General features: G+C 41.4%; 22 protein-coding genes and 1 other annotated feature. Of the genes, 10 read left to right on the top strand and 12 right to left on the bottom strand.

The window, feature by feature from the left end:
• Positions 1 to 112: 112 nt before the first annotated feature.
• Positions 113 to 382, bottom strand: a complete 270-nt coding sequence (locus MHH23_RS10270; RefSeq protein ID WP_285711782.1) for an LCI fold-containing protein — start codon at positions 380 to 382, stop codon at positions 113 to 115.
• Between the two features lie 317 nt (positions 383 to 699).
• Positions 700 to 924 (bottom strand): YqkE family protein, encoded by a 225-nt coding sequence (locus MHH23_RS10265; protein ID WP_041091974.1) that lies wholly within the window; start codon positions 922 to 924, stop codon positions 700 to 702.
• 119 nt (positions 925 to 1,043) lie between these two features.
• Between MHH23_RS10265 and MHH23_RS10260 the strand changes: the two genes are divergently transcribed.
• A complete protein-coding gene (locus MHH23_RS10260; protein ID WP_340959446.1) occupies positions 1,044 to 1,973 on the top strand; it encodes an alpha/beta hydrolase in 930 nt (309 codons plus the stop codon).
• A gap of 24 nt (positions 1,974 to 1,997) precedes the next feature.
• On the opposite strand, the gene MHH23_RS10255 is transcribed toward MHH23_RS10260, so the two are convergent.
• The 3 genes from MHH23_RS10255 to MHH23_RS10245 form a co-directional block, all read right to left on the bottom strand.
• Positions 1,998 to 3,260, bottom strand: coding sequence for a Rap family tetratricopeptide repeat protein (locus MHH23_RS10255; RefSeq protein ID WP_340959445.1), 1,263 nt, complete (start codon positions 3,258 to 3,260; stop codon positions 1,998 to 2,000).
• Positions 3,261 to 3,560: 300 nt separating this feature from the next.
• Positions 3,561 to 3,800, bottom strand: coding sequence for a YqkC family protein (locus MHH23_RS10250; protein ID WP_008343836.1), 240 nt, complete (start codon positions 3,798 to 3,800; stop codon positions 3,561 to 3,563).
• Positions 3,801 to 3,812: 12 nt separating this feature from the next.
• Complete coding sequence (locus tag MHH23_RS10245) at positions 3,813 to 4,139, bottom strand: iron-sulfur cluster biosynthesis family protein (RefSeq protein WP_039165847.1); 327 nt, start codon at positions 4,137 to 4,139, stop codon at positions 3,813 to 3,815.
• Between the two features lie 212 nt (positions 4,140 to 4,351).
• Here MHH23_RS10245 and MHH23_RS10240 point away from each other — a divergent pair, with 212 nt between their 5' ends.
• Positions 4,352 to 5,059, top strand: a complete 708-nt coding sequence (locus MHH23_RS10240) for an expansin EXLX1 family cellulose-binding protein (RefSeq protein WP_340959444.1) — start codon at positions 4,352 to 4,354, stop codon at positions 5,057 to 5,059.
• An 18-nt stretch (positions 5,060 to 5,077) separates the two neighbouring features.
• Here MHH23_RS10240 and MHH23_RS10235 read toward each other — a convergent pair whose 3' ends face one another.
• Together MHH23_RS10235 and MHH23_RS10230 are read right to left on the bottom strand one after the other, a co-directional pair.
• Positions 5,078 to 6,052, bottom strand: coding sequence for a GNAT family N-acetyltransferase (locus MHH23_RS10235; protein ID WP_340959443.1), 975 nt, complete (start codon positions 6,050 to 6,052; stop codon positions 5,078 to 5,080).
• Entirely contained in the window at positions 6,049 to 6,528 is a 480-nt protein-coding gene (locus MHH23_RS10230; protein WP_024718947.1) for a GNAT family N-acetyltransferase, read from the bottom strand. Before MHH23_RS10230 ends, MHH23_RS10235 begins: the two co-directional genes overlap by 4 nt.
• A 282-nt stretch (positions 6,529 to 6,810) precedes the next feature.
• Here MHH23_RS10230 and MHH23_RS10225 point away from each other — a divergent pair, with 282 nt between their 5' ends.
• From MHH23_RS10225 to MHH23_RS10210, 4 genes are all read left to right on the top strand, one after another.
• A complete protein-coding gene (locus MHH23_RS10225) occupies positions 6,811 to 7,260 on the top strand; it encodes a YfmQ family protein (protein WP_024718948.1) in 450 nt (149 codons plus the stop codon).
• Between the two features lie 141 nt (positions 7,261 to 7,401).
• A complete protein-coding gene (locus MHH23_RS10220) occupies positions 7,402 to 8,634 on the top strand; it encodes a DNA polymerase IV (RefSeq protein WP_135009215.1) in 1,233 nt (410 codons plus the stop codon).
• 15 nt (positions 8,635 to 8,649) lie between these two features.
• Positions 8,650 to 8,994: a YolD-like family protein gene (locus tag MHH23_RS10215; protein WP_017367544.1), complete on the top strand. Its 345-nt coding sequence runs from the start codon at positions 8,650 to 8,652 to the stop codon at positions 8,992 to 8,994.
• 230 nt (positions 8,995 to 9,224) lie between these two features.
• Positions 9,225 to 10,460, top strand: a complete 1,236-nt coding sequence (locus MHH23_RS10210) for an MDR family MFS transporter (RefSeq protein WP_008343828.1) — start codon at positions 9,225 to 9,227, stop codon at positions 10,458 to 10,460.
• A 30-nt stretch (positions 10,461 to 10,490) separates the two neighbouring features.
• On the opposite strand, the gene coaA is transcribed toward MHH23_RS10210, so the two are convergent.
• Positions 10,491 to 11,450 (bottom strand): type I pantothenate kinase, encoded by a 960-nt coding sequence (coaA, locus tag MHH23_RS10205; protein ID WP_008342294.1) that lies wholly within the window; start codon positions 11,448 to 11,450, stop codon positions 10,491 to 10,493.
• A 188-nt stretch (positions 11,451 to 11,638) separates the two neighbouring features.
• Here coaA and MHH23_RS10200 point away from each other — a divergent pair, with 188 nt between their 5' ends.
• Entirely contained in the window at positions 11,639 to 12,967 is a 1,329-nt protein-coding gene (locus MHH23_RS10200; protein WP_268431864.1) for a CoA-disulfide reductase, read from the top strand.
• A gap of 8 nt (positions 12,968 to 12,975) precedes the next feature.
• Entirely contained in the window at positions 12,976 to 13,398 is a 423-nt protein-coding gene (locus tag MHH23_RS10195; protein WP_268431863.1) for a VOC family protein, read from the top strand.
• A gap of 16 nt (positions 13,399 to 13,414) precedes the next feature.
• On the opposite strand, the gene MHH23_RS10190 is transcribed toward MHH23_RS10195, so the two are convergent.
• Together MHH23_RS10190 and MHH23_RS10185 are read right to left on the bottom strand one after the other, a co-directional pair.
• Positions 13,415 to 14,191 carry an SDR family NAD(P)-dependent oxidoreductase gene (locus tag MHH23_RS10190; protein ID WP_268382871.1) on the bottom strand — a complete coding sequence of 259 codons (777 nt, stop codon included), beginning with the start codon at positions 14,189 to 14,191 and terminating at the stop codon, positions 13,415 to 13,417.
• Positions 14,192 to 15,154, bottom strand: coding sequence for an MBL fold metallo-hydrolase (locus MHH23_RS10185; RefSeq protein ID WP_326116670.1), 963 nt, complete (start codon positions 15,152 to 15,154; stop codon positions 14,192 to 14,194). It lies immediately after the preceding gene.
• 168 nt (positions 15,155 to 15,322) lie between these two features.
• Positions 15,323 to 15,534 (top strand) — a binding site (T-box leader).
• Between the two features lie 41 nt (positions 15,535 to 15,575).
• Here MHH23_RS10185 and proC point away from each other — a divergent pair.
• Entirely contained in the window at positions 15,576 to 16,403 is an 828-nt protein-coding gene (proC, locus tag MHH23_RS10180) for a pyrroline-5-carboxylate reductase (RefSeq protein WP_268412591.1), read from the top strand.
• A gap of 35 nt (positions 16,404 to 16,438) precedes the next feature.
• On the opposite strand, the gene MHH23_RS10175 is transcribed toward proC, so the two are convergent.
• Together MHH23_RS10175 and MHH23_RS10170 are read right to left on the bottom strand one after the other, a co-directional pair.
• Positions 16,439 to 16,930, bottom strand: a complete 492-nt coding sequence (locus tag MHH23_RS10175; RefSeq protein ID WP_144665768.1) for a DinB family protein — start codon at positions 16,928 to 16,930, stop codon at positions 16,439 to 16,441.
• Between the two features lie 117 nt (positions 16,931 to 17,047).
• On the bottom strand, positions 17,048 to 18,661 hold the full coding sequence (locus MHH23_RS10170) for a M20/M25/M40 family metallo-hydrolase (protein WP_144668114.1): 1,614 nt from the start codon (positions 18,659 to 18,661) through the stop codon (positions 17,048 to 17,050).
• 140 nt (positions 18,662 to 18,801) lie between these two features.
• Between MHH23_RS10170 and namA the strand changes: the two genes are divergently transcribed.
• The gene (gene namA, locus MHH23_RS10165) at positions 18,802 to 19,818 is read left to right on the top strand and encodes an NADPH dehydrogenase NamA (protein ID WP_268431860.1); all 1,017 of its coding nucleotides are present in this window, start codon (positions 18,802 to 18,804) and stop codon (positions 19,816 to 19,818) included.
• The last annotated feature ends 32 nt before the right edge of the window (positions 19,819 to 19,850 follow it).

Below are 19,850 nucleotides of genomic sequence, written 5' to 3'. Positions count from 1 at the left end.
TGCAAATAGGAGAACAACTTGCCACTTACGTTTTGTTTCCCGTTCATCCAACAGCAGCGAGCTAATCAAGATTCCCTCTAAGACTGAGGGGCTAAAAGCCCCCGTTGACTAATTAACTTTTGCTGCTACTTTCATAATATCCATAATTTCCAGCTTTGCCTTTAAAATAAAATGTAGTACCGAAATTATTGAAACTATTTGCAAAAACACCATTATCTGAGTACATACATAATCTATTCGTTTCTTTTTTAAAAGGAGTTTCGGAACAATCTACAATTTTAGTAGCCTTCGTACGCAGATCTGCATCCGTTGAATGATTTGTAGCAAGAGCTTGTCCAGAAATAGGTAAAAGCAAGCCTAAAGATAAAGCAACTCCAGTCATTGTTCTTCTCAATTTCATGTGAATCATCTCCATTCCCAAATTTTGTAATACATCTTAATTATAAGAGGAATGACTCCTTCCCAAAAGGGTCTTAACTACTATTTTTGGGATAAAAAGGAATTTAAATAAATCAATACTCCTCGTTTTAATTTATCGTTTATAAAATACGTTTTGTTTTGGTTTGAACGTAAAATCCTATTGGTGGGATTCTGAAATGAAGTGATACGAGGGAGTCAGACGTGTTTTCTCTCAGCTCATGTAGTATGTATTCATCTCAATGATATAACATAAAAAAGGGAGCACCATAGCTCCCTTTTTTAACTTTTATACTTTCTCCAGTCTAAATGACTTTCATCTAGCAGCTCTGAGAAACTTTTATTTTTTTCTTTTTCTTTCTGTTGCCGAAGGAGGTCTTGTCGTTTTTGTTCTTCTCTTTTTTCTGTCTCGGCGGCCAGATTCTGCTTCATTTGAAGGAGCTGCTGTTTCACATCATCCTTTATGCCGTCCTTTAGCTTTGCTTGATCTTGATTGCTCTTTTTCACTTTGCCTCTCTCCTTTTGCTTTAGTGTATCATCCGTTTTATTTGCTCAGCAAGAGTCACGCCAAACTCCCAACATGTGGTATGATCTTCATAGAAACCCTTCGGAAAGGAAGAATCAGCTTGAAGAAGAAATGGCTCGCTATACTCGCCTTGGTATTATTTCCACTCGCTGCAATCGGCATTTTTTTTACCAATAAAATGATGTATATACGAAAATTAACGGATGAAGAGCTCATCAAACGAGAATCAGATGAAGGGCACTATCATCACGAGGAGTTTCAACAGCTTCAAAAAGAGAAAGTTTGTATTCCTTCAGCATTTGGTTATGATCTTCATGGCTATTTTGTACCGCTCCCTCATACAACACGCACCATCGTTCTTTGTCACGGGGTTACAGTCAGTTTGATCAATTCCGTAAAGTATATGAAATTATTCCAAAAGCTTGGATGGAATGTGCTGCTTTATGATCATAGAAGACATGGGATGAGCGGCGGAAAAACAACGAGCTATGGATATTATGAAAAAGAAGATTTGGCTCAAGTCGTCAAGTGGCTGAGAAAAAGGCTTGGGGAAAAAACAATCATTGGGATACACGGAGAATCGATGGGCGCAGTCACAACTTTATTATATGCTGCAAAACCAGATGCAAACGCCAATTTTTACATCGCTGATTGTCCTTTTGCTTCCTTTGAGGATCAGCTTCTGTATCGATTAAAAACAGATTTTCGTCTTTCAGGACAGTGGATTCTTCCACTAAGTGATCAAGTGTTGAAATGGCGGGACGGATACAGCATTCGGCAAGTTTCTCCACTTGATGTAATCGATCAGGTGAAAGAACCTATCTTTTTTATTCATAGCCTCCATGATGACTATATCCCTTGTGAGCAAAGCGAGCAGTTATACGCACGCAAAAAAGGTGATAAACGGCTATTTATTGCGCCACATGGTGCGCATGCGATGTCTTATAGTGACAATAAGGAAGTCTATAAACAAGAGGTCGAAGCATTTCTGGAAGCATTTCAATTCAATCAAAATGAAAGAGGAGAATGAACAGCCGTTCGTCTCCTCTTTTTGCTAACTTATACGATAGTCACCACTGTTGTATGGTGTCTGCCCGCCAGCTCCATATGGCTCTCTTCCGATTGCTGCTGACTCATGACCGATAACCCTGCAGTTGCTGCCAATAAAAGAACTATCAAACTCATTTTCATATAAATGACCTCCATTTTGAATTTTTGATATGGCTTGAATTTTCCTTTCGTAATACCGGGTAGAAACTTCAAATAATCCAAGCTCATTATAATAATGAGCCGCATCAAGTGCCAGTTCCTCAATATCTGGGTATAAACGCTTGTCCTCCAACAAATCTAATGTATCGTCTATGATTTTTATTTCTGCATCAACGTATAATGCTTTTAAAAACTGAAACTTGCAGATGTAAATTTCATCTTCTAATTCACAGGCTTTCATAATACCTTGTTGATAGAGGGTTAACGACTCTTCTATTTGTTTTTGTTTAAACAGGATTTGGGTCAGCATAAATAGTGGGTCTAGAGAGCGATTCAGATGGGTTAAATTCTCCTTTTCAAACACTTCAAGAGAGTCTTTGAGATAGCGACTTGCTGTAGCAAGATCGTTCATTTGGTAATAGCAGTTACCTAAGTTGAAAAGGGCCGAACCTATGACTCGAGGGTTTCCAATTGAGCGTGCTCGCTTTAGAGCATTTTTAAAGTAGGGCAATGCATGTTCATAGCATTTCAAATCATCATAGTTTGCACCGATGACAAATTCACAGTGGATGATTCTCAGCATGTACGTTCTGTAGGCAGAGTACGTATCTAACGCTTGCAAAGCATAGTGCATCGAAAAGTGGGTTTGTTTCATGTGGTAGTATATTTCTGCTAATTTAAAATAAAATTCTGCTCTTTCTATATCATCTGATATGAGATTGAGCTTTTTTTCTGCGGAACGGTAATAAGCAATGGCGCTCAAATAGTTTCTCTGTTCAAATTCAAACATCCCTGTAAAAAAATGAACATAGTATTCAAGCATATCTGTTAATTTGGTCTGCGAATGTTCAATTGTTTCTAGAAGCTTCTTAATCTCCTCATCATTCGAGGCTTTTTTTGCCGGTTCAAAATATTCAAGCATGACCTTATGTCGAAAATCCATCAGCTGGTAAAAAAGCAGCAAGTTCTGATCTTGCTCCATCTCAAGGATTTCCTGCTCGATCTCGGCCTTTAGCTTCTCTGCTTTCATGACATGAAATCCGCAAATCTGCCTATACCATTCGTTTATTTTGATTCCAACCTGAGGCGATGACAGCTTGAGCTTCAATTCACCTTAGCACCTCCCTCCTCATGTACGATACATGTTGTATTCTATCATATTTCCTCGAATGGAAGAAATATGAAATGTCGTTTTTCGTAAAGTTTTCGGTATCCCGCAATAACCGCTTTCATTGCCGATTTTTCGGCATTTACAGTCTCTATTTTTCTCTTTCTATTTTTCTCATTTTGTCTAAATGTTTGTTAAAAATGACTTTTTATCGTTGAAAAATCTCATTTTTCAAATTAGACAGTTCTCCTGTTTGATGAGATGATGATGGCACAAAAAAAGCCCTCTTCAGCAAAGGGCTTATAACACATCTGTTACGTGTTCCATATTCTCTTTTATCCAACTGACTGCTAATTCAAGCGTTGGAAATTCTTCCGTTTCAAATGTGACTTCATCTTGGAGAAGCCAGACGTCCTTTTTTACTGAATCCATTCCACCGATTGACCAGTGCAAAAGGCTATATGGATGATTATTATTTAAAAACGACACCCACGTTTTATTTTGTGCCGTATTTTGTATCACTTTCAGCTTTTGATCCACTACGTTTCCACCTTACTTTACAAGTATACCCATTCTCGGGCTGAGTATTTGTTGAGGACTTTTCAACATAAGTGTATTGGCTTTTTCATTAAAATCAATCGTCATTTCCTCGTCAAAAAACACCTTTTGTGCTGTGTGTATATATAGTTTTAAATGTTGGCTATTTTTAAGTGGTTCCCATTCACCTGTTCTTTCACTTGTTAACCAAAGCATCGGTACGCCACTCACTGCACAGCCACAACCTTCTGAATCGTAGCGAAGCAGTAATTCCTTCGTTCCGTTTCCTGTTTGCTGTTTCTCTATATACGTTTTAGCCAGTTCTGTGATGTGAATATACATGGCGAACATCCTTTTTAAATTGATGCTTACATTGTAACACATAAAACACCATAAAACATGACACACGACTAAATCCGAAAGTCATACTCTTTGAAATACACGCTCTTCTCACTAGGATTATATCTATCTATTGGCTCTTTCTGCATCCTGTTTTTTAGAATTATACTGATGACGCTATCAATTTTAAAAGAAGAAACAGGAGGTTTTAGATCGTGAAAAAAAGATTATCTCTCTGCTTTATCGGGGCGCTGATATTGATGTTGAGTTTCACTATGCCCAACATGAAAGCGGTATCTATCCTTGATGAAGTACGAGAAAGCTATGCGACTTATACGGGATCTGGTTACTCAGGGGGCGCCGCTTTATTAGATCCTATTCCATCTGACATGAAAATTACGGCTTTAAATCCCCATGACTATAACTATAAAGGGGTAAATGCGGCACTTGCAGGGGCTTACCTTGAAGTAACGGGACCAAAAGGAAAAACCGTTGTGTATGTAACCGATAAATATCCAGAAGGAGCAAAAGGAGCTCTTGATCTTTCTCCTAATGCCTTTGCCAAAATTGGCAATATGGCAGACGGAAAAATCCCAATTAGTTGGAAAATTATAAAAGCACCGATTAGCGGAAATGTAGCTTACAGAATAAAGGAAGGTAGCAGTGAGTGGTGGGCTGCGATTCAAGTGCGCAATCATAAATACCCGATTATGAAAATGGAATATTATAAAGATGGACAATGGGTGAACATGGAAAAGACCGACTACAACCATTTCCTTGGCTTTCATATGGGGTCTACATCTCTTCCTGTTCGAATCACAGATATCCGCGGGGTCATAGTAAAGGATCAATTACCCGCTCTTCCATCTACTGCTGCTTCACAGGCCTATATTGTAAAAGGCAATGTTCAGCTTCCTAATTAACCGAGGAGAAGAGGCAGCTTATTTAAGAGCTCCCTCTCTTCCTTCTTTATCCCAGCGATATGCCTCATTTTCTATTTCTTTTATGATTTCATTCTTTCCCGCCATATAGCTTTGTATATCTTCCGGATACTGTTTTGCTAATTGTTCCTTGACAGACGCATACGCTTCAGATCGTTCTGGGTGGAGTCTTAAGTAATCTCGAAACAATAAATGTCTTTTCACATCAGGATGATTTCTTTCATACACATGGACATGATGCGTACGATTCAAGCCACCCTTTTGAAAAAAACGTCTCCCTTTTATACCATTTTCACCGAGCGCTTCGTATCCAAGGTGTTCAAATCTCTCTTTTTTTCTATCAATCTCTTCTATATCGCTTACTTCTATTAATATATCTATAATTGGTTTGGCAACAAGTCCTGTAACTGACGTGCTGCCTATATGGTATCCTTCTATCCAGCTCTTTTGAATGATTTGCTTGAGTCGCTGCTTTTCTTGACGGAATTCTTCATGCCATTCTTTTTTGAATTCGACAACCTCAACCTTGCGTCGCGGTGTCCATTTCATTTTTGATAGGGTGAGCTCTTTTTCCACATGAATGACATTTGTTTCAAAAAACCCTAATTTTTCATATAGCCTTTTTGCAGGGGTGTTTTCCTGCCCTGTGGTCAGTTCTATCGGAACATTCTTCTCTATGATTGTGGACATAAGTCTTGTTCCAATACCCTGCTTTAGCGCTTTTGGATGCACAGCCAATCGACTAATGATCAAACAATCTTTCAGCTCTTCATAAGAGACTACACCTAATAAGAGATCATGTTGCTGAAAACCAATAAATTGCTCTTTTGCTTTCATGACATCTTGAATGGTCTCTTTTAATGGCGGAAGATCAGCATAGCCAATTTGTTCAGCTTCTTGTTGGTATGCAGCTAGTTGAATATGTAAGATTTGCTTTGCTACATCACTTATTGTGTGATCTAAATGAACAATCATTTCATTGGCTCCAGCTTCTTCACAAATAACACACGGTCTTCATGAATGCCATCGTAATCTGAAAAGACTGAGATGCCATCTACTGTTTTATCTCCCTTTTCTATCTGAAACCCGAGTTTTGTATGGTAAGCAATGGAGACTTTATTGATAGGAGCTGTGACAGCTTTAATTGTTGTTCTTCCTTCCTTTTCAGCCGCTTCATAAAAAGCTTGATAGAGGATTTTACCTATCTTTAATTTACGGTGATCTGGGTGGACGCCAACAAAGTGAATATAGGCTTCATCCGAATGAGATTGCGATAAAAAACCAACCAAAAAGCCGATCAGCTCTCCCTTTTCAACGACAACAAAACTTGTTTGCTGGAAATGTTCAAAAAAGAGCTTTGGCAATTTTGCACGCAAATCTCTGCCTCCCCACCAGCTTTGAATGACGGATGTGACTGCGTAAAAATCTGACGGTTTCACTTGACGTATCATGATGGCCTCGCCCCTTTTTCCATTTTGGCTTTCCTTTGATTCGTTTTTTCTCAAAAATGCGATTGTTTCAATAGTCTACTGTCTGATCAAATGGTTGTAAAGACAGTATGCCTGTCTTTTTTCATATTCACTTGTTGGTTCTTCGTCTTTCAGCCGTCATCTCCTTTTAAATCTTCACACTTATTTCAAAAAGTTCACTTTTTGTGCGAAAGTTTCATTCATTTGTTATGTTAAGATGGTTCATATAGGAAATGGTACAAATGTTTATTGGAGATGATGAGATTGGTTTGGGTTGTTATTTCGCTTGTTGTATTTAGTCTTTTAAAGCTGCTTGTCACCTCTTTGCCTTCTGGTGTTGTTGAGCGCCTTTTTAGCCGCTACGCCGTACATGCTAAAGTAACAAGTGAGCAAACAAATATTACTTTTCAAGGTCGTTCGCTTGATGAGCAGCGAGCATCTGAAATCATTCAACATTTTAATGATGCGATCTTTATTGAACGCTATTATATTTACCCTGGTGATGAAGAACGCTTTCTTCATCCGAATGAAGGGCCAGCGCCGCTTACTATGCAAACAAAGCATGGGAAACATGATGTCACGCTTTATCTGTTCCATTATGATGACCATGTGGATGTGGTTCGGCAGTTTACACATAAGCCAAAGAAAAAGCTGATGGCTTATCGTCTGCGTTCTGAACCGCTCCAAACATTCCACAACATGGCACATGCCTAACAATCGTTGCAGCAGACGAGACGAAGTGTTCACCACTTCGTCTTTTTTGTATGGACAGCTTTTGAATGATTTACCAGTATGAATTTCACCTCATGTTGTTTACAATAGATACAGAACATACGTTCCTAGAGGTGAAGTACAATGAATGAACGAGCCATTCTGCTTGTGGATATGCAGTCATTTTATGCATCAGTCGAGAAGGTGGAGGCGCCTCATTTGGAGAATGTACCGCTCATTGTCTCTGGAGATCCAGAACGAAGAAGCGGAGTCGTCCTAGCAGCCTGCCCTCTCGCGAAGAAACGTGGCGTACAAAATGCATCAAGGTTATGGGAAGCACAGGAGAAATGTCCTGAAGCAGTGGTTGTACGTCCACGTATGCAGCGCTATCTCGATGTCTCTGTCATGATTACAGAACTGCTTGAACAATACACAGACCTTGTCGAGCCATATTCCATTGATGAACAGTTTCTTGATATTACAGGCAGTCTTACACTATTCGGCTCTCCACATAAGATCGCTCAACATATACAAACAACGATTATGAATCAGACTGGCATTTACGCACGTGTGGGCATCGGCCCTAATAAAGTGCTCGCTAAAATGGCCTGTGACCATTTTGCCAAAAAAAACACATCCGGCATCTATGAACTGAGTGCCGACCGGGTTGCTGCTGATTTATGGCCGCTTCCAATTGGAAAATTATTTGGCGTCGGCAAACGAATGGAGCATCATTTGAAACGAATGGGCATCAGTACCATTGGCACACTTGCTACTTATCCGTTAGACCGATTAAAAAAACGCTGGGGAATCAATGGGGAGCTTCTGCAGCGAACAGCTTTAGGACACGATCCCTCCCCAGTCACTATTCACACACATGATCAACAAAAAGCCGTTGGGCATCATATGACCCTTCCCCGTGATTACGCATCTTTTGAGGAGATCAAAGTCGCTCTTCTTGAATTGAGTGAGGAAGTCGCTAGGCGGGCACGTTTTAAGCATTATCTCGGTCAAACGGTGTCTGTTGGTGTAAGAGGGGCTGATTTTTCACATCCAACAGGCTTTCATCGACAAATGAAGCTTCATTCACCGACACAGTATGGCTCAGATATTGCAGAGGCAGCGATTCAGCTATGTCAGCAGCACTGGGATGGCCAGCCCATTCGCAGTGTAGGCATTACCCTCTCACAACTGCAGCCTGACAGCCACTATCAGCTGACTTTATTTGATCATCATTTGAAGAAAGATCAACTCAGCAAAGTATTTGATGAAATCCATCTGAAATATGGACCTGCGGCATTATTGCATGCTTCGTCACTGACAAGCGCAGGGCAGGCATATCACCGCGCCGAAAAAATTGGCGGGCATTACAAATAACGGAGGCGAACAAGCATGAATCCCAATAAATTAACACCTGGATACAACATCATGTGGGAATCAAGCCGAATGATGCTACCAGAGCACAGAGAGCAACTACTTGCTCAAAAACGAAAGAAAAAAGAATATACACCTCTACCGCTCAGCTCCGATCAGCTAGAGGAAATGAATGTTTTGATCACACAGTCGATTACCGAGGATCAAGCGATTTGCGTGACATATGTCTCATCAGGCATGAAAGCACAGTTTTGGGGCTGGGTGAAAGCCATTCATTATGAAACACGCCAAATGAAAATCGTGAATGACGAAGATGTTCTAAACCTTTCCTTACATCAAATTATTGCCATCGATCTCAATTGATTTTCGCAAAACGAAAACATGATCATTGAAAAACACGCTTCGTTTTTCTGAAAAATTATGACCCATCAAGGCTTAAAACCTTGAAAACGAGGCATATGCTCTTTGAATGAGCGGAACGGTTCAAGCTTCTCTGTCATTTGACGGATGACTCCTCCATCAAATTGTGTATTTAATTTGCACAATTTTTCATGTATGATTGGAACATCTTACAAACTCAGGGGAGACACAGCATGAAAAATAACTTACGCACTTTACATCCACTTAGTTGGACGATCATCATCGGCACGATATTTGGTCGAATGGCGACATCCATGAGCATTCCCTTTTTAGCCGTTTATTTGACACAAGTCAAAGGCGCCTCAGCCTCTTCAGCTGGATTGATCATTGCCGTCAGCTCTCTTATTGGGATTGTTGCGAGTTTTTACGGCGGCTATGTTTCCGACCGAATCGGCAGAAAAAAGGTCATGCTTTTATCCATCTTTGGCTGGACACTTGTCTTTGTTGGCTTCGCATTTGCAGATGCCATTTGGGTCTTCTTTTTTATGAATGCTTTAAATGGACTGTGCCGGGCGCTGTTTGAACCAACGTCTAAAGCACTCTTATCCGATGTCACCCCATCGAGCATTCGGTTGTTTGTCTTTAACTTACGGTATACGGCCATTAACATTGGTGTCATTTTCGGCCCGCTGCTTGGCTTATATCTCGGGTCATCAAAAACGACTTTTCCATTTCTCGTCGCTGCCCTCATTTACTTGTTGTACGGGTTAACGCTGGCATGGCAATTTCAAAAGCATCCAGTGGCTGCTCCAGAAAGCACCAAACAAATCGGCGTCAAAAAAGCTCTTTCCATTATTCAGAAAGATACGGTCTTTAGCATCATCCTCATTGGCGTTACTTTATGTTCATTTGGCTATTCACACCTAAGCTCAACACTGCCTCAATATTTATCGGCATCCCCTATGATTGAGGATGGCCCTAAACTGTTTGGGTATCTTTTATCCTTAAACGCAGTGGTTGTCATTGTCGTTCAGTACCCGCTGATTATGATCGCTAAGCGCTATTCAACGATTTTGTCATTAACGACTGGGAACGTGCTTCTAGCAGGCAGTTTGTTTGCCATTGCTTTTTCACAAAGTCTCGGTACGCTTGCTTTCATCATTGTCGTGTTTACGATTGGTGAAGTGCTGCTCTTTGCGATGATGGATCTGTTTGTAGACAATATTGCAAAACCTGAAGTGAAAGGGTCATACTTCGGCGCAATGGGGTTTTCTCAGCTCGGCAGCGTCGTCGGACCGTTTGTCGGAGGATTGTGTATTGACTTATTTGGCGCAGCCCATCCCCTTTCTATTTTTTCAGTCTTGGCGATTGTCACCGCTGCAGGCGTTCCGTTTTTACTTATCGGATACTACCGCCTAAAAAAACGAACGGCGGCTGCCGTGGCTGTGAAAGTAAGTGGAGGTCATTAAAAAAACCGCTCTCAATTTGAGCGGTTTTCTTTATACCCTGCGGATGGCGATCTCTTCCACCTTATGCTGATCGCCTTTTTTTAAAATCAAATCGGCTCTATATTTTGTCGGCAAAATATTTTCATATAAATTAGGCCGGTTCACTGTATTCCAAATCGTGCTTGCCATCTGATCTGCTTCTTCATCCGTCAAATCTTTGTATTGATGAAAGAAAGATTCAGGATCTTGGAAGGCTGTTTCCCGCAGCAAACGGAACCGTTCTTTATACCAGCATTGAATTTGCGTCTCAGCGGCATCTACATAAATCGAAAAATCGAAGTAATCTGATACAAACACGCGCGGCTCATCCTTCAGATCATCCAGTGCCGGTGATTGCAACACGTTGATCCCTTCAATGATCACAATATCTGCATCTTCTACTGTTTCATACACCCCTTCAAGACGGTCATAGGTCAGATGTGAATATACAGGTGCATGCACAGTTTGTTTCCCTGATTTTAATTCATTTAAAAACGAAAGTAGCGCTTTAACATCATAGCTTTCCGGGAAGCCTTTCTTTTCCATCAGCCCCCGATCTTTTAACTCTTTTTGAGGATACAAAAAGCCGTCCGTTGTTACGAGACTCACCTTCAGCCCATCTCCAAGCCTTGATAAAAGTGTTTCAATAATACGTGCTGTCGTGCTTTTGCCGACGGCCACACTTCCTGCAATCCCAATTAAAAAAGGGATTTTCGCATGATGCGGGTAGTTTAAAAAAGCATTGACATGCTGATTTTTTTGTTTTTCTGCAAAGACATGTAATGTCAGAAACCGAATAAGCGGTATGTAAATATCTCGCACTTCTTCTAGCGATAAGTAGTCGTTTAATCCTTGAAGTGCTCGCACTTCTTCTTCTGAAACAGATACCGGCATATATTCTCCAAGAGCGGCCCATGCCTCTCTCGTATGGCGTGTATATAGTGTATTAAAATCTAGTCGTTCGTCACCCAAAGTCTTTCCCACCAATCTAAACTAAACTCATAACCAAAAAGACGATAATCCGATTGTAGCTTAAAATGAAGGCGCTGTCTTTATTTTTCAACGAAAGTTTGCTTCTTTTGCGAAAAAAAAGCATTAAATAAAGGAAAATGAGGGTAAATAAGAGTATTCAGTTTGATAGATAGAAGGGAGCACACCAAATGAAATATGTGATGATTGGCGGAGATGCAGCAGGAATGAGCTGCGCTATGCAAATATATAGAGAGGATCCAGACGCGCAAATTGTAGCTTTTGAAAAAGGAGAGATTTTCTCATATGGACAGTGCGGACTCCCCTACTTGATCGGCGGTCTCATTGATCATCACAGAAAACTCATCGCACGCAGCGCTGAAACTTTTCGTGACAAATACGGAATTGATGCCAGATGCTTACACGAAGTGACCTCAATTGACCCGGAGCAAAAAACAGTATCGGGTATTCATTCTAAAACAAAAAAGCCCTTTACAGAAACGTATGACCGCCTGTTAATTGCGACAGGAGCAAGCCCCGTCACACTTGATCTAGACAGTCATTCATTAGAAGGTGTCCACGTATTAAAAACAATCCCGCATGCGCTGTCTATTTTAGACAATCTAAAAAAAGACGTCACACATATCACGATCATCGGCGGAGGATATATCGGCTTAGAAATGGCAGAAAATTTAAAAGGGCTAGGCAAAGACGTTCATATCATTCAGCGGGGTGCAACACTTGGCCCAGGCTTTGATCCCGATATGGCAAAGTATCTGAAAGAAGAAGCAGACAATCAAAGTATTCACGTGGTACTTGGTGAAACAGTGCAAAAGTTAAAGGGCAAGACACATGTAACAGCTGTTCAAACAGACAAACAGACCATTGAAACAGATATGGTCATCATTGCCGTTGGCGTCACTCCGCAAACATCCTTTTTAGACAGCACAGGAATTCAGCGTCTTCAAAATGGTGCAGTTGTTGTGAATGAATACATGCAGACCAATGTACAAGATATCTATGCGGCTGGTGACTGCGCAGCGACCTACCACCGTATCAAAAAGGAACTGGACTATATTCCGCTCGGCACGACAGCAAATAAACAAGGAAGAATCGCAGGCTTTCATATGACAGGAACAAACCGTGCGTTTCAAGGCGTAACCGGCACAGCGGTGATGAAATTTATGGACGTGACGGCGGGACGAACAGGTTTATCAGAGAAAGAAGCAAAAGACGATGACCTTCCTTTCTCCACCATCACTATCGACAGCACTGACCACGCTGGATATTACCCAGATGCAGAGAAAATGAAAGTGAAACTGATTTACAGAAGCGATGATCACACCTTGCTTGGCGCACAAATCATCGGTAAAGAAGGTGTTGATAAACGAATTGATGTCATGGCAACTGCTCTTTATCAAGGGCTGACTGTGACAGACCTTGAAGATTTAGATATTAGCTATGCCCCTCCTTTTAACAGTGTATGGGATCCACTTCAGCAAGCGGCAAGACGAATATAGAAAAAGGAGTGAAGCCATTGACCATTCAACAAATTGCTACGATTGAAATTCCTGTGACCGATATCACCCGGGCTGTCTCTTGGTATGAACAGATTTTAGAGATGATCGTTCTACATCAATCAGAAGAAGCCGCCATGCTCACTTTTACCCATGGCGAGGGACCTTCTTTTTATCTCGTCAAAACAAAACACGAGAAACGAATCTACTTTATGAACTCTTTTACAGGAGTTCGGCATAGTATGATTGATCTATTTGTGAAGGATTTAAAAAACTTTCACCAGTATTTAAGCGAGCATGAAGTGACCGTATCGGTTATTCAAATATTAGCTGACCCAGACTTAGGCGGTTTTAGCTTTGAAGATGTTGATGGCAATGTCTTTGGCGTCACCAATATTAAGCCCCATCAAACAAAAAAAGAAACCAGCCTGTGACCGGTTTCTTTTTTTGTTATTTTTTCATCATTGCTTTACGTGCTGCTTTTTCAAATAAAAACGGGAATAATTGATACAACTTACTGCCAGCATTCATCCATCCTGGTAAATTAATCTCTCTTTTTTTTGTCATCATGGCGGATACGACCTTCCCTGCTACCTTGTCAGCACTGAGCATCATAAAATCAACATTTTTCACATATTCACCACTGCGGTCTGCAATGGTAAAGAAGTCTGTGGCAATCGGTCCTGGATTGACAGTTGTGACATGAATTCCGCTGTCTGCCAGCTCCATTCTCAGGCTGTTTGAAAAACCGAGAACCGCATGCTTTGATGCGGAATAGATGGCGGATTTAGGGGTGGCAATTTTGCCTGCCTGTGACGCAATATTGATAATATGTCCCTTCCCTCTTTGTTTCATCTCAGGAAGGACCTTTTTTGTGCAGGCAATTAAACCAAAGACATTGACCTCAAACATCGACACCATTTCCTCAATGGATGCGTCCTCGACGAGATCGAACACACCAAAACCGGCATTGTTCACCAAAATATCAACAGCTCCCACTTGTTGATAGGCTTGATCAATGTCCTCAAGCTGACTGACATCAAGCTGAACGATGTGACATACGCCGCCAGCACTTATAATCTTTTCTTTTACACCTGTGAGCTTTTCAATTCGTCTTGCCGACACAATGATTTCTGCTCCTTCGGCTGCTGCCAAGTACGCCATCTTTTCACCAATACCGCCTGAAGCACCTGTAATCCATATTTTCTTTCCTGTTAGTCGCCCCATTTATTTCACTCCTTCATTTGCTCGATAGTAGAGGGTTCCGTCTTTTTGCACTTCTTCAATATGTCCAGCCGCTAAAAGCACATCAAGCTGTCCGACTGTCTCAGACATTGTCAGAAATAATGCTTCTTCATACAGGCCCGGAAATAGGGTGCGACAAAGATGAAAGGCGGTCATTTCCTTTCGTTGAAGCAGCTGATACATCGTATTTGCCCGTTTTCCCTGTTTTTTAAATCTTTCTTCGATCAATTCGTGATGAGAGGTAATGAGCTGGCCATGCCCTGGATAAATCGCCTGAATGGGCAAATGCAATAAACGCTCGAGTGATGCTTTATATTGAAGCAGCGATTTTTGACGTTCTGTTCCTTTCATTGGCGCTTCCATTAACGGATTGGAAGAAATGGTCGTAAGCAGCAGATCACCGCCGATGAAATTCCCTGTTGTTTCATCTAAAAAAGAAAGATGAGATTGTGCATGTCCCGGGGTCTCCAGCACTTGGAAGTGCTCATGTCCCTTCAAACGATCGCCTTCTTTTATGACGTCATCGACATGTGCCGTACATGAATATGTATAAGACTGCCTCACAATTCTTTCACACTCACCTTGACGAAGCGGCACACCTAACTGCTGAAAAAAATCATTCATAAAATGGATTTGACGCTGTTTAAACGCTTCATCCTGACTAATATAGGGCTCATTCAACTCGTGTCCGATGACACGGACATGGGATTTCATCAGATCTAAAAGACCGACATGATCTGCATGATGATGTGTCAAAACCACTTGATCAATATCATCTATTGATAAATGATGTTCCTTTAATTGCGTGACAAAGGCATGCTGCGCCTCTTGTGTCATCGGTCCGCAATCGACTAAGGTCACGGCATCGCCTTTTAATACATATGCATGGACATCCCCCACCGCAAACGGTGTAGGGATGGATAATTGAATCATTTCTTCTTTCACTTTTATACGTCATCTCCTGATTTTTGACTCATAGATCATCTGAACTCACTCTCTTTATTCATTGTATCTTGCAAAGGGCAGACTGTCATGCGGTTTAGATGGTCAATTTTTTTATCTCTCCCTATTGACACAAACTTGTCCATCGTTGCATAATGAACAACAAATATAAGATGCGCGATGACAAGGATTAGTAAGCAAAATAACGATGCAAGAGAGTGAGGTCCGCCGGCTGTAAGACTTCACCATCCTCTTATTTGCTGAACCTGCCCTTTGAGCTGTTAGGCAAACCTAAACGTTTCCCGCGTTAAGGGACTAGAGCTGAGTATGCATGATTGCATGCTAATTGAGGGTGGTACCGCGAAAAACCTTTCGTCCTTTGCAGACGAGAGGTTTTTTTATTTTCTACAAGGAGGAGCAGCTTATGAGTAAAATTGGATTTATTGGTGCAGGCTCAATGGCCGAGTCTATGATTAAAGGTCTTTTAAAGAGCGGCATTATGTCAAATGAAGATATCATTGTCACAAATAAAACAAATGAAAAACGATTAGAAGAATTAAATGCACGTTATGGAGTCAAAACAGATTTCGCTCGTTCCTTTATTTATGAAGAAGCCGATATGCTGGTGTTTGCTTTAAAACCAAAAGATGCGGAAAGTGGCATTTCTGAAGTAAGGCCCCATTTAAATGGACAGCTGATTATTTCTATTTTAGCGGGCATTTCTATTGAAACCATTCAGCATTATGCTGGCGCAAAAACGGCGGTGGTTCGTGCGATGCCAAATACATCAGCAGCCATACAACAATCAGCTACTGGCATTGCTGTCAGTGATAAAGTCACAGAGGCGCAAAAGGAAAAAGCAGTTCAGCTGTTTGAAACGATCGGTCATGTGACGGTTTTAGATGAATCACAGCTGAATGCGGTCACAGCCATTGCAGGCAGCGGTCCTGCCTTTATTTATCATTTGATTGAAGGAATGGAGCGAGGTGCATCGGAACTTGGGATGGACCAAGAGACAGCGAAATTGCTCATTTGTCAAATGATTGCAGGCGCTGCAAATATGCTTCAGGATAGCGGTAAGGAACCTGCTGAATTGCGCAAAGAAATTACGAGCGAAGGTGGAACGACAGAAGCAGGACTGAATACCCTTGCTTCCTATCAATTTGAAGAAGCGATTGTCGATTGTGTGAAAACAGCGACAAAACGCGCAGCAGAATTAAACGACATGTTTTCAGCGAGTACGTATAAATAATATAGAAAAGCACCTGCCTTGATGACAGGTGCTTTTCATCTATCACTCGATGCTCTCATGGACATGATGGCTTTGATTTGATCGAGGTGATGAATTTCATGTAAAGCAATGGTTTCAGCTAATATTTGGACTGTCATCATCCCTTCTTCAGGATGGAGACCTGAAAAATCCCATGTATCCTTTTCTAATAGTTGTAGTGTTTTGTTTCTGCTCTCTTTTAAGCGCTCGATCAATGCACTGACCTCTTGTGCGGTATACGTTTCATAAGCTCTTCCCTTCACATATATCTCTGGATCATATGATGCGAAAAGCGTGTGCTCATTTGATATTGCCTGCTCTATCCGCTCTGACCAGACTTCTTCTGTATCATACAAATGTCCAACAATTTGTTTAATCGACCACTTGCCTTCCCCAAAAGATTCATCTAATGTAGCCTCATCACATGTCCATAATAACTCCTCAAGCATACGCAAACTCTCTTGAAGTGATGTCATGATCTCAGTTTTTGTTAGTACTCCTGTTTTCACTCTCACAATCCCCCTTCAAATATATGTAAGTATTATTCTATATCATACTCTATTTCTTTAGACAGAAGGTGATTAAAATCAAAAAGAAAAGCCCTATCATGACGATAGGGCTTTCACTTAATTCTTTTCTAATAAAGCATGAATTGTTGATTCTAAGAGCGACGGCAAAACGCCAAAAGAGAATGGGACATGCAGCCGCTCTGTCCATTTGTGCGCATCCTTTCCTAATGGACCAACGTTGATGACAGGAACGTTAAGAGCTTCTTTTTCTCCTTGTGGTAACGAGTAGCCTTTTTGGTATAGCGGCATGTTGGCTGTATAATCGTCTATATCTTGATTTTCAAGCTGTAAGTAGCTTAAATCAGATAAACCAGGAAAATATTTGACTTCTTCTACTTCGATTCCATAAATCTCTTTTGCTTCTCTTTGAATCTTCTTTAAGGTCGTTTGAATATGCAGATCGTTTGTTGAAGAAACAGATGGGTAAAATGGCGGACTATAAAACAACACAATCAGTGCTCCATCTTCCTTACAAAGGGTCGTCAGTTCTGATACAATTTTGGTTGAAAAATCACGATCCCCAAGCTCACCCCGGTTGGCAAAGGCGTAGTTGACAATTCGTTCGACCTCCTGCTTGCCGGATCGTTCAGCAGCTTTTTCGTACAGCTCATGATACGTTAACACCGTGATGTTTGTATCGATGGGTGTAAAATGTTTAAAGCGTTGAAATGCAGCGGTTTTCTGTTTGAGATTGGCTTCGATTTGGGCTGCTGCTTGTTTCGCAGTTTCATAGAGGAGCCCGTGAAGCTCTTCACTAGAGCGGTTCATCATCAGCACATTAAATAAAGAAACAGCCGTGTGAGGCGTTTGAACAGAGTAAGCTTCTTTCAAATCCTTTTGCATCAAATTGGTCGGAGGCGGTGTCACTTCACCATCTACTTCCTCACAATAATCACTATTCAGTTCTAACAGCCTGTTTAATTCAGATACCATAAAATTTGCATTTAATCCTGAGAAGGGCTCACCTACATGTGTTTCAATTCCTTTGCAGAAAAATCCCGCAAGTACCTTCCCTATACTACCTGTATAGATGTATTGGTGCGCATCCCCGGGATACTTTTCAAACATCGGCTCACTGTTTAAACACGCGGTATACTCAAGGTCATACGTCTCCTTGAGTTCCTTTAGTTTCGGAACAGCCTCCAGCATCCCCTGTGAATTCACTTCTTCATCTGGCACTGTGACGAGCAGAATATTTCCTTCAAACCTCCCTGCCATCGCTCTTTCCAGCATGGAAAGCTGGACAGTCAGGCCTGCTTTCATATCCATGGACCCTCGTCCAAACAGCCAGTCACCTGAAGCTAAATCCTCTCTTGCCCTTTTTGGAAGAAGTGCACTTTTTTGAGAAAAGGACGCCATTAACTCTTCGGGCTTACACGCCATATTTTGAAATTCTCCGTAATCCTCTGTATCGACGACATCAAAATGGCTCAGGAGTAAAACAGTACGTGGCAGCGTACTGCGTTTGACAAGTGCCGTTAAAAAATACCGGCCATCTTTCATTGGATGCAAAGCCAAGTGATCAGGATGCTGCTCAAAATATGGCCGCTCCCTCAGCAAGTAATATAAATATTCCGCTAATGCGACTTCTCCCGTTGTACCAGATATGCTTTCATACTGCATCAGAGCTGTGAGTAGCTCCTTTAGTTCACTTTCCGTTTGCCATTTCATCCGTTTATCCCCCTTTGATGTCCATATCTTTCATTATACAAAATCATGTTCAAAAGCTATATGATTTGAGCACCTTTTATGACGAATGTTTGAATGACTGTTATAATCGGCTATACCATTCTATGAGGAGGCGAAGGTAATTGGAAACAAAGCTTTTTTCACCTTGGACATTAAAAGGTGTCACACTCAAAAACCGCATCGTCATGTCCCCGATGTGTATGTATTCATCCTATGACCGTGATGGAAAATTACAGCCTTTCCACTTTGCACATTATATTTCCCGTGCGCAAGGTCAGGCCGGATTAATTATGGTCGAGGCAAGTGCTGTTTCACCTGAGGGAAGAATTAGTGATCAGGACCTCGGAATTTGGAGTGATGAGCACATTGAAGGATTTGCCTCATTAAACGAACAAATCAAAGCGTACGGAACAAAAACGGCCATCCAGCTAGCCCATGCAGGACGCAAGGCTGAGCTAGATGGTGACATTCTTGCTCCATCCAGCATTCCATTTGACGAACAATCTAAAACACCTCTTGAGATGTCTATCGATCAAATAAAAGACACCGTTCAGGCGTTTCAAGATGCCGCTGTCCGCGCCAAGAAAGCTGGATTTGACATCATTGAGATTCATGGTGCGCATGGCTATTTGATTAACGAATTTCTCTCACCGCTTGCCAATCACCGGACAGATGAATATGGCGGTTCACCAGAAAATCGTTATCGCTTCTTGAGAGAAGTTGTTGATGCAGTCAATGAAGTGTGGGATGGACCATTATTTGTCCGTGTATCCGCTTCTGATTACACAACAAAAGGACTAGATATTGCAGATTATATTGGCATTGCCGCATGGCTGAAAGAGCAAGGAGTCGATCTAATTGATGTGAGCTCAGGCGCTGTGGTGCAAGCCAGTATTAAAACATTCCCCGGCTACCAAGTCAACTTTGCTGAGAAAATAAGAGAAGGTGCCGGCATCCAAACAGCCGCTGTTGGTATGATCACATCTGGTGTACAGGCCGAAGAAATTTTACAAAATCAGCGTGCTGACTTGATCTTTATCGGCAGAGAATTTTTACGGGATCCGTATTTCCCAAAAACAGCCGCTAAAGAGCTTCGTACATCCATCGAAAGCCCGCGCCAATACGATCGCGCTTGGTAACATCTTTAAGCAAAAAGGTGTCTATTTTTTGA

Origin of the sequence: Bacillus sp. FSL K6-3458 (assembly GCF_038005045.1) — a bacterium.
GTDB lineage: Bacteria > Bacillota > Bacilli > Bacillales > Bacillaceae > Bacillus > Bacillus altitudinis.
The sequence above is the reverse complement of the archived record's forward strand: the minus strand, read 5'-3'. Positions and strand labels throughout refer to the sequence as shown.

What these genes read in the sequence shown, in the direction of transcription:
- MHH23_RS10270 (WP_285711782.1), bottom strand. Translation starts at nt 382, where the DNA reads ATGACTGGAGTTGCTTTATCTTTAGGCTTGCTTTTACCTATTTCTGGA.
- MHH23_RS10245 (WP_039165847.1), bottom strand. Translation starts at nt 4,139, where the DNA reads ATGTATATTCACATCACAGAACTGGCTAAAACGTATATAGAGAAACAG.
- MHH23_RS10235 (WP_340959443.1), bottom strand. Translation starts at nt 6,052, where the DNA reads ATGATTGTTCATTTAGATCACACAATAAGTGATGTAGCAAAGCAAATC.
- MHH23_RS10230 (WP_024718947.1), bottom strand. Translation starts at nt 6,528, where the DNA reads ATGATACGTCAAGTGAAACCGTCAGATTTTTACGCAGTCACATCCGTC.
- MHH23_RS10220 (WP_135009215.1), top strand. Translation starts at nt 7,402, where the DNA reads ATGAATGAACGAGCCATTCTGCTTGTGGATATGCAGTCATTTTATGCA.
- MHH23_RS10215 (WP_017367544.1), top strand. Translation starts at nt 8,650, where the DNA reads ATGAATCCCAATAAATTAACACCTGGATACAACATCATGTGGGAATCA.
- MHH23_RS10210 (WP_008343828.1), top strand. Translation starts at nt 9,225, where the DNA reads ATGAAAAATAACTTACGCACTTTACATCCACTTAGTTGGACGATCATC.
- MHH23_RS10200 (WP_268431864.1), top strand. Translation starts at nt 11,639, where the DNA reads ATGAAATATGTGATGATTGGCGGAGATGCAGCAGGAATGAGCTGCGCT.
- MHH23_RS10190 (WP_268382871.1), bottom strand. Translation starts at nt 14,191, where the DNA reads ATGGGGCGACTAACAGGAAAGAAAATATGGATTACAGGTGCTTCAGGC.
- proC (WP_268412591.1), top strand. Translation starts at nt 15,576, where the DNA reads ATGAGTAAAATTGGATTTATTGGTGCAGGCTCAATGGCCGAGTCTATG.
- MHH23_RS10170 (WP_144668114.1), bottom strand. Translation starts at nt 18,661, where the DNA reads ATGAAATGGCAAACGGAAAGTGAACTAAAGGAGCTACTCACAGCTCTG.